9 protein-coding genes are annotated in these 12,031 nt (G+C 62.3%); 6 read left to right on the top strand and 3 right to left on the bottom strand.

All coding sequences use genetic code 11. The features are described from left to right. Window positions 1–62: 62 nt before the first annotated feature. Window positions 63–512, bottom strand: coding sequence for a GatB/YqeY domain-containing protein (locus FPL22_RS02730; protein ID WP_144228580.1), 450 nt, complete (start codon window positions 510–512; stop codon window positions 63–65). A 134-nt stretch (window positions 513–646) separates the two neighbouring features. Here FPL22_RS02730 and FPL22_RS02725 point away from each other — a divergent pair, with 134 nt between their 5' ends. Further along, complete coding sequence (locus FPL22_RS02725; protein WP_144228579.1) at window positions 647–1,183, top strand: hypothetical protein; 537 nt, start codon at window positions 647–649, stop codon at window positions 1,181–1,183. Window positions 1,184–1,193: 10 nt separating this feature from the next. On the opposite strand, the gene menB is transcribed toward FPL22_RS02725, so the two are convergent. Beyond that, the gene (menB, locus tag FPL22_RS02720) at window positions 1,194–2,030 is read right to left on the bottom strand and encodes a 1,4-dihydroxy-2-naphthoyl-CoA synthase (protein ID WP_144228578.1); all 837 of its coding nucleotides are present in this window, start codon (window positions 2,028–2,030) and stop codon (window positions 1,194–1,196) included. 101 nt (window positions 2,031–2,131) lie between these two features. On the opposite strand from menB, the gene FPL22_RS02715 reads away from it, so the two are divergent. Together FPL22_RS02715 and FPL22_RS02710 are read left to right on the top strand one after the other, a co-directional pair. Next, window positions 2,132–4,072, top strand: coding sequence for a potassium transporter Kup (locus tag FPL22_RS02715; protein WP_238991294.1), 1,941 nt, complete (start codon window positions 2,132–2,134; stop codon window positions 4,070–4,072). A 3-nt stretch (window positions 4,073–4,075) separates the two neighbouring features. Further along, complete coding sequence (locus FPL22_RS02710) at window positions 4,076–5,320, top strand: MFS transporter (protein WP_144228577.1); 1,245 nt, start codon at window positions 4,076–4,078, stop codon at window positions 5,318–5,320. Between the two features lie 7 nt (window positions 5,321–5,327). On the opposite strand, the gene menD is transcribed toward FPL22_RS02710, so the two are convergent. Further along, window positions 5,328–7,043: a 2-succinyl-5-enolpyruvyl-6-hydroxy-3-cyclohexene-1-carboxylic-acid synthase gene (gene menD / locus FPL22_RS02705; protein WP_144228576.1), complete on the bottom strand. Its 1,716-nt coding sequence runs from the start codon at window positions 7,041–7,043 to the stop codon at window positions 5,328–5,330. Between the two features lie 123 nt (window positions 7,044–7,166). Between menD and purL the strand changes: the two genes are divergently transcribed. Genes purL through FPL22_RS02690 form a run of 3 tightly spaced genes read left to right on the top strand, consistent with a single transcriptional unit; the run spans window position 7,167 to window position 12,029 of the window. After that, entirely contained in the window at window positions 7,167–11,069 is a 3,903-nt protein-coding gene (purL, locus tag FPL22_RS02700) for a phosphoribosylformylglycinamidine synthase (protein ID WP_144228575.1), read from the top strand. A 16-nt stretch (window positions 11,070–11,085) separates the two neighbouring features. Beyond that, on the top strand, window positions 11,086–11,577 hold the full coding sequence (locus FPL22_RS02695) for a YdeI/OmpD-associated family protein (RefSeq protein WP_144228574.1): 492 nt from the start codon (window positions 11,086–11,088) through the stop codon (window positions 11,575–11,577). Next, window positions 11,574–12,029 carry an SRPBCC family protein gene (locus FPL22_RS02690; protein WP_203235103.1) on the top strand — a complete coding sequence of 152 codons (456 nt, stop codon included), beginning with the start codon at window positions 11,574–11,576 and terminating at the stop codon, window positions 12,027–12,029. The genes FPL22_RS02695 and FPL22_RS02690 overlap by 4 nt, the downstream gene beginning before the upstream one ends. Window positions 12,030–12,031 lie beyond the last annotated feature (2 nt).

Here is a 12,031-nt window from a genome sequence, read left to right as displayed (position 1 = left end):
ACTCCCGACCACCCGCCCTTTTCACGTTGTTCAACGCCCTTAAATGGGTGCTCGCCTTCCGATCAAGGCAGCTTCGATTGGATCAGCTTGCTGACGGAACCGAAGTCAATGAGGCCGGCCTGAGGATGCTGTTTAAGCGCGCCAATCACCTTGCCCATGTCTTTTTTGCTCTGTGCTCCGGTCGTGGCGATGGCTTCAACCACCAGGGCTTCCAGTTTCGCCGCATCAAGACCGGCCGGCAGGTATTTCTCAATAATTGCGATTTCCTTGAGGTTTGCATCGATCAAATCCTGGCGCCCGCCCTTCTCGAATTCGACGTTGGCGCCGACCAGGTTTTTCACGGCCTTGCGCAATGTCGCCAGCACGAGTTCGTCGTCGATGGGCTTGTTGAGGTCCATCGCGGCACGCTGGATGGCGCCGTCATTGGTGCGCAAAATGGTGGCCAGCGGCGTATCGCGCGCTTTGACGGCGGTGATGATATCGGCGCGGAGGGTTTCGTAGATCGTGGGCATGGGATTGGCCCTGAGCGTGAACGGAGCGGTAGGCGTGTCGAGCAGGCAAAGCGGAACGACCCCGGCGATTATCGACGTGCACCCTTGCCGATTAAGGCAACTGCGACGACGCTTCGAAACCTCATCCCCTCGTCATGCCCGATACCCCCAACGAAAAATCCCTGCGTCGTGTGCTTGTTATCGCCGCCATCGACGGCTGGAGCGTGGCGCTCTTTGCCGGGTTATGCACGGTGATCTCCCTTTTGATGGGCGAATGGATCGGCGTGTTTATCGGCGCGATCATCACGTCTTGCGGCGTCCTGGAATTGCGCGGTCGCAAACAGCTGATTACCGGAAAAGCCGATGGCATGAAGTGGCTGGTGCGCGCGCAGGTGATCATCCTCGCGACGATTCTCCTGTATTCTTTGGAGAACATGCTGGCCTACGACGAAGCCGCCCTGTTGGCGCAACTCACGCCGGAGATGCGCAGCTACCTCAGCCAGTCCGGCATCTCTGTCGATGACCTGCGCCCAATGATAAAACCGGTGTTTTTCGGGTTTTATCTGATCGTCATGGGCGTGACCCTGCTCTTTCAGGGCGGGCTCGCGCTGTATTACAAATCGCGCAAGGCGAAGGTCACGGCCGCACTGGCCGAGCGCAACGCCGTCCCGCCCTCGCGACCGGTGGCTTGAGCGGAGCGCGTTACGGCAACCAGGGAAATTTGCGGGCGTCGGGCTTGCGCTTCTCGCGCTGGGCGCCGTGGAATTCCTTGGCCTCTTCGCTCATGTAATAGAGCAACGTGGCGTTGCCGGCCAGTTCCTGCAGACCGCTTTGGCCGTCCACGTCGGCATTGAAAGCGCTCTTCAGGCAGCGGATCGCCAGCGGACTGTGTCCCATGATTTCACGCGCCCATTTGACGCCTTCGGCTTCAAGCTCGGCGATGGGTACGACGGTGTTGACGAGTCCCATGTCGAGCGCCTGCTGCGCGTTATATTGGCGGCAGAGATACCAGATCTCTCGGGCCTTTTTCTGGCCGACGATGCGCGCCAGATAGCTGGAGCCAAAACCGCCATCGAAACTGCCCATTTTAGGGCCGACCTGGCCGCAGATCGCGTTGTCCGCCGCGATCGAGAGATCGCACACAATATGGAGAACGTGGCCGCCACCGATGGCATAACCGGCGACGAGCGCGATCACGACTTTCGGCATGGAGCGGATGAGCTTCTGCACATCCAGAATATTAAGGCGCGGCACGCCGTCGCCGCCAACATAGCCAGCATGGCCGCGAACGCTTTGGTCACCGCCGGCGCAGAAGGCGTATTTGCCATCGGCATGCGGACCGGCGCCGGTGAGCAGGATCACGCCGACCGTCAAATCCTCGCGCGCATCGATGAGGGCGTCGTGCATCTCCATGACCGTTTCGGGTCGGAACGCGTTGCGCTTCTCGGGCCGGTTGATGGTGATTTTGGCAATGCCCTCGGCTTTGTGATAAAGGATGTCGGTGTAGGTCTTGGCGACCTTCCAGGCGGGTAGACTCATGATGGCGTTACGGTGTTTATCCAGCCCTCCGCGTCAACGCAGGGAAGACATGCAAGCCATTTTCCTTGATCGCAAAAACGAGTTGGACTGTCGCCGTCATCGTGAGTGAGACTGCCCGATTCATGCACAGCTCTTCGGCTGATCCCTCGTCGCACGCACCCTCCGCTGTAAAGCTCGGCCTCTGCGTCGGCGCGCTTGGTGTGGTCTTTGGTGATATCGGCACCAGCCCGCTTTATACTATGAAGGAGTGCCTCGCGACGCTCCGTCTCGACGAACGTGCCGAGGGCGTGCTCGGGGTGCTTTCACTCATTTTCTGGGCGCTGATCCTCGTGGTCTGCGTCAAATACATCTGGTTTATACTGCGTGCCGACAATCACGGCGAAGGCGGCATCTTTGCGCTCATGGCACTCGGCCACGTCAAAGAAACCGATGATCGCAAAACCAGCCGCCGCATCGGCCCGTCGCTGCTCGTCATGCTGTTCGGCGCCGCCTTGCTTTATGGCGACAGCGCCATCACTCCCGCGATCACGGTGCTCAGCGCGGCGGAAGGTCTGCGCGGCGTGAACGATTACTTCGCTTCGGAGGATGCGCACAATACGATCATCCTCATCGCCTGCGTCATTCTCGCCGGCATTTTCTGGGTGCAGCACAAAGGCACCAAACTCATCGGCGACATCTTCGGTCCCGTAATGATGATCTGGTTCGGCGTCATCGGCGCACTCGGCATCTGGCACATCTGGCAGGCTCCGGAAATCTTTCAGGCGCTTAATCCCATGCATGGCGTGCGCCTCATCGCCACGCATCCCCACGGAGCCGCCACGTTGCTCGGTTCGGTTGTGCTGGCCGTGACCGGTGCCGAGGCGATCTATGCCGACATGGGCCACTTTGGTCGCAAAGCCATTGCGCGCGCCTGGCTGTGGTTTGCATTTCCCGGACTGCTTTTGAACTACTTCGGTCAGGGCGCCTACGTCATCAACCACCCCGGCACCACCAATCCGTTTTTCGATCTCGTTCCCGAAGGTTGGCCGCAGGGTGCGCTCACGCTGCTCTCCATCGCCGCCGCCATCATCGCCAGCCAGGCGGTGATCTCAGGTGCATTCTCGCTCACGCGCTCGGCCATCCAGCTCGGTTATTTCCCCCGCCTGCGCGTCATGCACACCAGCGCGGAGCAAGCCGGGCAGATCTACGTTCCGCTGATCAACATGTCGCTCGCCATTCTCGCCATTGGCATCGTGGCTATGTTCGGCTCCAGTGAACGTCTCGCGGCGGCCTATGGTATCGCCGTCACCGGCACGATGGTCGTGACAACGTATGCCTTCTATCTGGTGACCCAACGCCACTGGCATTGGCCTCTCTGGAAATCCCTTTCGTTGTGCAGCGTATTCATCGTGATCGACGTGGCGCTGTTCGCTTCGACGCTCCACAAGTTCACCGACGGCGGATGGCTCCCCATGTTGATCGCCGCCCTCGTCGTTGCGATCATGCACACGTGGAAAAGCGGCCGTAACGAGATCCAGGAAAAAATCTACGGCGGCGCCATCACCGAGCTCGAACTGTCGCAGGTGGCGAAGAGCAAAAACATCGTGCGCGTGCCCGGCAGCGCCGTGTTCATGGTGGCCACTCCGAAGGGCACGCCCCTCGCCTTGCTGCACCATCTCAAAGCCAACAAGTGCCTTCAGCAGACTGTGGTGCTGCTGACCATTGGCACGGTGGAAGTGCCGACCATCGACGAAGAGGAACGCATGACGCTCGAAAGTCTCGGCGAAGGCGTGTGGCGCGCAGTCGGCCGTTACGGCTACATGGAGTCGCCTTCCGTCAGCAAACTCATCGACCGCATCAAGGCTCAGGGCGTGCCGGTCAACCCGCAGAGCACCACGTATTATTTTAACCGCGAAATGATCATCACCGGCGGCAATGCCAAGATGTTCGAATGGCAAAAGAGCCTCTACGCGTTCCTCAGCCGCAATGCCCGTCCGGTGAAGGATTATTACCAGATCCAGCCCACGCAGATCATCGAGATCGGCCTGCCGGTGCAGTTGTAGTCCGTGAGCGACCCGACCGACACACACGGGCGTTTCGCTCTTCGGGTGCTGGCCTCCGTCAAATCGGTCCACGTGCTGACCTTCGCCTTGGTCATGCCGCTCGGCCCGCAATTCGCCCGCGTGCTGGATCTGTCCACGATCCAGCATGGGATATTGTCGGCCGCTTATCCTCTGGCCGCGGGACTATGCGGGCTCGTCGCGTTGTTCTTCACTGAAACCTTCGCCGGTCGTAAAAGCCTGCTGATCGTCTGCGCAGGGTATGCCGCCAGCCTGTTCGCGTGCGCCCTCGCCGGTAATTTCCAAGAACTGCTTTTAGGCCGGATTACGTCCGGAGTATTGGGCGGACTTCTCTGCGCTTGGTTGCCGATTCTGGTCACACGTTCTGCTCAACCCGGGCTGCGCAGTCCGGCTTTGCGTCGCGCGCTCGCCTGGCAGCCCGCCATGACGATCGCGTTCGCACTGCCGGTCATGATCTTTGTCGCAACCCACTACGGATGGCACGCCGGCTTTGTCCTGCTCGGCGTAATCATGGCCGGCATTTTGCCGTTCGTCGCACGGCTGCCTGCACTCGATCAGCCGGCTTTCGAACGTCTCGCCTCCGAGCGTCAACTGCGCGTGTTGTCACGGCATGCCCGCAATCGGATCGCTCTCGTCGTCGGCGGATTACTGGCTGCATCCAGTGCCGTGATGGTCACGTTTTTCTCCGGCATTCTTGTCCTCAACGCCGGGTTCACCGAAGCGGATCTGCCGGTGTTTTTTATAACCGGCGGATCACTCACGGTGCTGCTCATGCCATTGAGCGAACGCCTCACGAAAGGCCGGGAACCGTTCGTGGTCTTCGGCGTGATCTCACTGATCGCCGCCTCGATTTATTTCCTCATCGCCGGACTCAAGCCCTCCGTGGGTTTCACGGGGACCGTGCTCGTCGCGACGCTCTTCATGTGGATGAACAATGCGCGCTTCTCGCCGGCATCCGCGCTCATCAACCTGCACCTCAAGCCTCGTTACATCTCCCGCTATTTCGGCCTGAGCGCGGTGACCCAACAGGCGGCCTGCGGCATCGGTTTTCTGATCGCGGGTTTCTGCATCCAACATCCGGCGGGAGGCCGGCTGGAGGGCGTGGCGATTGCCGCGATGATCGCCTCGCTTTTATTGTTCGTCGCAGTGCTTTTTGCGTCCGCCCTGCAGCGACACCCGCGCGACCGTAGGAACGCGATTCCTTTGGTTCACGAGGCTCCGGCGGACTAACGCTTGATCAACCCAACGCCGCGGCGACGTCCGCAAACAGCTTTTTGCGAAACGCCGCGTCTTGGTTGCGATCGGTGCAAACTTCCAGCACCCGCACGCCGCGCACCGGCAGTTTGACCGCGATCTCCGCCAGCGAGGCCGCATCCGCGACCAGCGTGTGACTCACGCCGTAAGCCGCGCAGAGCCGCGCAAAATCAACTGACTGCGGAGTCGCCCAATATTTTTCGAACTCCTGCTCGAATTGCGCGATCGGCAGATGATTAAAAATTCCGCCGCCATTATTGTTCACCAGCACGATGGTCAGCGAACCATTGAAACGAGGCACCGACAGAAAGCCGTTCGCATCATGCAGCAACGCGAGGTCACCGGTGAGCAGCACAGCAGGCGCATTGCCGTGGGCCACGCCCATTGCGGTCGAGAGCGTTCCATCGATGCCGTTGGCCCCGCGATTCACGAAGACTCGCAACTCCCGGTCATTCGCCGGCCAGAAATACTCGGCATCGCGCACCGGCATGCTGTTCGCGATAAACAACGGCGTCCCGCCCGGCAGTTTTTGCGCGAGTTCCCATACGATGCGTCCCTCGAAAGCGGCCGCATCCGCCATGCTTGCGTCGATCACCCGCCGCGCCGCGCGTTCCGCTGCGCCCCACACCGCCGTGTAGGTGCGAACATCGGCCGCGATGTCGCCCGCCGGAGCGCTCAAGACATCCTCGATGCCGCAGCGCACCCAACGCGTCGGCGCATGGAGCGCATCGCCATTGCGATCGCTCGCGGTCAGCAGCAGCACCGGCACGCCAAGGCCGTCGATCCACGTGCGCAGCACTTTGCTGGTCGGCCAGTTTTCAACACACACGATAAAGTCAGGCTTCAGTTTTTCCGCCATCGTGCCCGAACGCAGAATCGCATCGTAAGCCGTGATCATCGTCGTCTCGTGCGAGGCGTGCGACCGCAACGGGTTCAACGCATCCGCGAGCACCGGCCAGCCGCGTTGCTTCGCAAAGCGCCAGACCGCTTCGCTCCAAGCCTCCGCATCCGTGGATTGCGCCGGGCCCGCGATCACGATGCCGCGCCCTTTGTGCGGCAGCGTCACGCCCATGAAAGGCTCCGGCTTCGGCGCCAGAAACTCCGTGAAGAATGCCTCCCAATCGTGCGACTCCAGCGCCTTGGCCGTTTCGTCCGCAATCGGAGGCAGCGGGTCACGAAACGGAGCGTTCAAGTGAACCGGGCCGCGCAGCGCCCGATCCGTCGCATGCACCACCGTCTGGCGCAGATAACGCAACAGCGTCACGTCGGCCTGCGGCACGGCTAACTCGTGGTAAAACGTCACAAAGCCGCCAAAGAGTTTTTGCTGGTCGATGGTCTGTCCCGACGAGCAGTCGCGCATCTCCGCCGGACGGTCCGCCGTGATCACGATCAGGGGCACGCCGCTTTCATGCGCCTCGATCACCGCCGGATAATAGTTGGCCCCCGCCGTGCCGCTGGTGCACACCAGCACCACGGGACGGCCTTTTTGTTTGGCCAGCCCGAGTGCAAAAAACGCCGCCGACCGCTCATCGAGCACCGGAACGGCTTCGACGCCCGGATGCCTGGCCAGCGCCATCGTCAGCGGAGTCGACCGCGAACCGGGCGAAATCACCGCTTGCGTCACTCCGCAGCGAACCAGCGTTTCCGCCAGCACGCTGCACCACAAAGCGTTGGTATTGCGAAAATCCAGAGGCGTCATGAAGACGCGGACCATGAAGCCACTCTGCGCACAGCTCAATCGCCAAACCCGTTAAATTTGCCGCGTTTTCCCTATCGCCAAGCGCCCCCGCGCCCTGTTCAGATAAAGCTCATTTTTTCGACCATGTTGATCCTCCGCGGCTCCTCCGCCCTCTCCGATTTCCGTCTTAACAAATTGCTCAACGACCTCGTCGCCGCCGGGTTGCCCGCGGGCGCCGTTTCCGCCGAGTTCGTCCACATCGCGGAGCTGGCCAACGACCTCTCCCCGGCCCATCGCGAGGTCCTCGAAAAACTCCTCACCTACGGCCCACGCCGCACCGCCGCCACCGTCACCGGCCTCACCCAGATCGTCTCCCCGCGCCCCGGCACCATTTCCCCGTGGTCGTCCAAGGCCACCGACATCGCGCACATCTGCGGCCTCGTTGATGTCCAGCGCATCGAACGCGTCATCGCCTACACCATCGACTTCGGCTCCGCCGTTCTGAACGCCGACGAACAGGCCCTCCTCCGCGCCAAGCTCCACGATCGCATGACGCAGGTTATCTTCGCCGACCTCGACGCCTGCGACGCCCTCTTCAGCCACGAGCAGCCGCGCGCCATGACGAGCGTCCCCGTCCTCGCCGAAGGCCGCGCCGCCCTCGTCGCCGCCAACACGTCCCTCGGGCTCGCCCTCGCCGACGACGAGATCGACTACCTCGTCAACGCATTCACCGGCCTCAAGCGCGACCCAAACGACATCGAGCTGATGATGTTTGCGCAGGCCAACTCCGAGCACTGCCGCCACAAGATTTTCAACGCCACCTGGGACATCGACGGACAGCTCCAAGACAAGTCGCTGTTCCAGATGATCAAGAACACCTACAACCTCCACAGCGAAGGCATCCTTTCCGCCTACAAGGACAACGCCGCCGTCATCGCTGGCACCGTCGGAGGTCGTTTCTACGTCAACCCCACAACCGGCGAATACGCCGCCCACGAGGAGCCGATCCACATTCTCTGCAAGGTCGAGACACACAACCACCCCACCGCCATCTCCCCGTGGGCCGGCGCAGCCACCGGTGCCGGCGGCGAGATCCGCGACGAGGGCGCCACCGGCCGCGGCTCCAAGCCCAAGGCGGGCCTCTCCGGTTTCACCGTATCCAATCTTAAACTACCCGGCGCCGTCCAGCCGTGGGAAAAGGATAACGGCAAACCCGGCCGCATCGTCTCCGCCCTCGACATCATGATCGACGGCCCGCTCGGTGCCGCCGCCTTCAACAACGAATTCGGCCGTCCCAATATCAACGGCTACTTCCGCACCTACGAGCAATCCGTCCCCACCGCCGACGGCACCAGCGAACTCCGTGGTTACCACAAGCCCATCATGCTCGCCGGCGGTCTCGGCAACATCCAAGAAGGCCACATCCAGAAGGGCGCGATCAACCCCGGCGACCACCTCATCGTCCTCGGCGGCCCCGCCATGTTGATCGGTCTCGGCGGCGGCGCAGCCTCCTCCATGGCCAGCGGCTCCGGCAACGAAGACCTCGATTTCGCCTCCGTCCAGCGCGACAACGCCGAGATGGAACGCCGCTGTCAGGAAGTGATTGACCGCTGCTGGGCCCTCGGCACCGACAATCCCATTTCCTTCATCCACGACGTCGGCGCCGGCGGTATTTCCAACGCTCTCCCCGAACTCGTCAACGACGGTGGACGCGGCGGCAAATTCGACTTGCGCAAAGTCCCCAACGACGAGCCCGGCATGGCTCCGCATGAGATCTGGTGCAACGAATCACAGGAGCGCTACGTCATGGCCGTGCCGCCTGCGCACATCGCCACGTTCAAAGCCCTCTGCGAACGCGAGCGCTGCCCCTTCGCCATCGTCGGCACCGCCACCGAGGAGAAAAAACTCGTCCTCACCGACCCGCATTTCAACAACACGCCCATCGATCTCCCGCTCGACGTGCTCCTCGGCAAACCGCCGCGCATGCACCGCGTCGCCAACACCCTCGCGCGTCCTCAACACGCCCTCGATCTCGGTGACATCACACTCGCCGAAGCCGTGCGCCGGGTCCTCGCCCACCCGACCGTCGCCGACAAGACGTTCCTCATTTCCATCGGCGACCGCACCGTCACCGGCCTCATCCACCGAGACCAGATGGTCGGACCGTGGCAGGTCCCCGTTGCCGATTGCGCCGTCACCGCCGCCGCCTTCGACGTTTACACTGGCGAAGCCATGTCGATGGGCGAACGCACGCCCGTCGCCGTCAACTCCGCCGCCGCCTCCGCCCGTCTCGCGGTCGGCGAAGCGTTGACCAACCTCGCCGCCGCCCAGGTCGGTGACATCGGCAAGGTCAACCTCTCCGCCAACTGGATGGCCGCCCCCGCGCTCGCCGGCGACGGCGCCGATCTCTACGCCGCCGTGAAAGCCGTCGGCATGGAACTCTGCCCCGCCCTCGGCATCACCATCCCCGTCGGCAAGGACTCCATGTCCATGAGCACCGTCTGGAAAGACGCCGCGACCGGTGAACAAAAACGCGTCACCGCGCCCACCTCGCTCATCATCTCCGCCTTCGCCGCCGTCACCGACATCCGCCTGTCGCTCACCCCGCAGCTCATCACCGACGCCGGCGCCACCGAGCTCCTCCTCATCGATCTCGGCCAGGGCAAAAACCGCATGGGTGGCTCCATCCTCGCGCAGGTCGTTTCGCAGACCGGCGAAGCCACACCCGACGTGGACAATCCGTATCACCTCAAAGGATTCTGGAACGCCATCCAGCAACTCGGCCGCGAGCAAAAGATCCTCGCCTACCACGATCGCTCCGACGGCGGACTCCTCGCGACCATCGTCGAGATGGCCTTCGCCGGCCACACCGGCATCGATCTCGAAGTCCCCGCCTCGCACAGCGCATTCTCCGCGCTCTTCAGCGAAGAACTCGGCGCCGTCATCCAGGTCCGCGCCGACGACATCGACTACGTCTCCGGCGTCCTCCGTTCCAACGGACTCAAGACCTGCGTCAGCCGCATCGGCACGCTGAACAAACACCACGCCCTCCGCGTAAAACGCGCCGGCCAGGAGATCCTCAACGAAAACCTCACCGTCCTCCGCGACGTGTGGAGCGACGTCACCCGCCGCATCGCGTCCCTCCGCGACAACCCCGCCTGCGCCGAACAGGAACACTCCCTCCGCATCGATCGCCACAACCCCGGCCTCACCCCGAAGGTCACGTTCGATTTCACCTCCGACATTGCGATTTCCGACGCCTCCCGTCCCGCCGTCGCCATCCTCCGCGAACAAGGCGTCAACGGCGAAGTCGAGATGGCCGCCGCCTTTACCCGCGCCGGCTTCAAAGCGGTCGATGTCCACATGACCGACATCATCGAAGGCCGCATCAGCCTCCGCGATTTCCGCGGACTCGCCGCCTGCGGCGGATTCAGTTACGGTGACGTCCTCGGCGCCGGCGAAGGCTGGGCCAAGAGCATTCTGTTCAACCCCCGAGCCCGCGCAGAATTCGAGGCGTTCTTCGCCCGCGAAGACACCTTCGCCCTCGGCGTGTGCAACGGCTGCCAGATGATGAGCAACCTCCACAGCATCATCCCCGGCGCCGAAGGCTGGCCGCGCTTCGTGCAAAACCAGTCCGAGCGTTTCGAAGCCCGCGTCGCCTCCGTGAAAATCGAGAAGAGCCCGAGCATCTTCTTCAAAGGCATGGAAGGCTCCGTCCTCCCCATCGCCATCGCCCACGGCGAAGGTTTCGCCGAATTCACATCCGCCACCGCAGCCGACGCCTTCAGCGATTCCGGCCTGGTCTCAGGACGCTTCGTGGACAACCACCACAAGGTCACTCAGCACTACCCGCTCAACCCGAACGGCAGCCCGCACGGCATCACCGCGCTCACCACCAAGACCGGCCGCGTCACCATCCTGATGCCGCACCCCGAGCGCGTCTTCCGCAGCGTGCAACACAGCTGGGCCCCGAAGTCCTGGATCGCCAACAGCGACAACAGCCCCTGGCTCCGCCTCTTCCAAAACGCCCGCACCTGGGTTGGCTAACGGACCGACTGGAGCCATGCCGAAACGCACCTCCTCTGTTCAGTTCATATCGACTATTATTCGTCTCGACACCGGTATGCGCTATCACGCGCTGCCGGTGCCGGATGATGTGGCGGCCACGTTTAAATCCGCTGGTGTCCGCCGTCTCATCGCCGTCATCAATGGACACACCTGCAGACGTGCCCTTCAAAACCACGCCGACGGCGGTAGTTTTCTCATCGTCGGCGGCGAATTGCTCAAAACTTGCGGCCTCAAGCTTCGATCCACGGCCACGGTTTCGCTTTCACCCGATCCCACGCCCGACGCACTCGACATGCCGGAAGTCTTTGCGCTCGTTCTTGACCAGGACGAAGCCGCCCTCGCCCGGTGGGAAACCTTCACAATAGGCCGTCAACGTTCGTTGCTGCACTACGTCAGCAGCGCCAAACAAGAGGCCACGCAGATCAAACGCTCTTGGGAGCTTGCGGAAAAAATCCGCACGCACTCCCTCTATGGCGACAAGCCATGATCCACACCCTCGAGCGCACTCAGTTCATTCCCGCGCCCATCGAGCGCGTCTGGCTCTACTTCTCTACTCCCGAAAATCTGAATGCTCTCACACCTCCCGAGATGCATTTCGAAATCCTCGGTGCGCCACCCGCCATGTATCAAGGCCAGCTGATCGCCTATCGCATCCGCGTCGCCCCCAGCGTGCGCGTGCGCTGGCTCACCGAAATCCGCCACGTGCGCGAAGGCGCGTTCTTCGTCGATGAACAACGCGCCGGCCCCTACCGGCTCTGGTATCATGAACATCACTTCACGCCGGTTGACGGTGGCGTGCAGATGACCGACCGCGTCACCTACGCCCTCCGCTTCGGACTGCTGGGCGATCTCGTTCACGCCCTGTGGGTGCATCGCACGCTGCATCGCATCTTCGACTACCGTCGGCAGGCCGTCTCCCGACTCTTCAATCAAACGTGATC

Origin of the sequence: Rariglobus hedericola (assembly GCF_007559335.1) — a bacterium.
Classification (GTDB): Bacteria; Verrucomicrobiota; Verrucomicrobiia; order Opitutales; family Opitutaceae; genus Rariglobus; species Rariglobus hedericola.
Note: the sequence above shows the minus strand (reverse complement) of the source record. Positions and strands in the feature narration are given on the sequence as shown.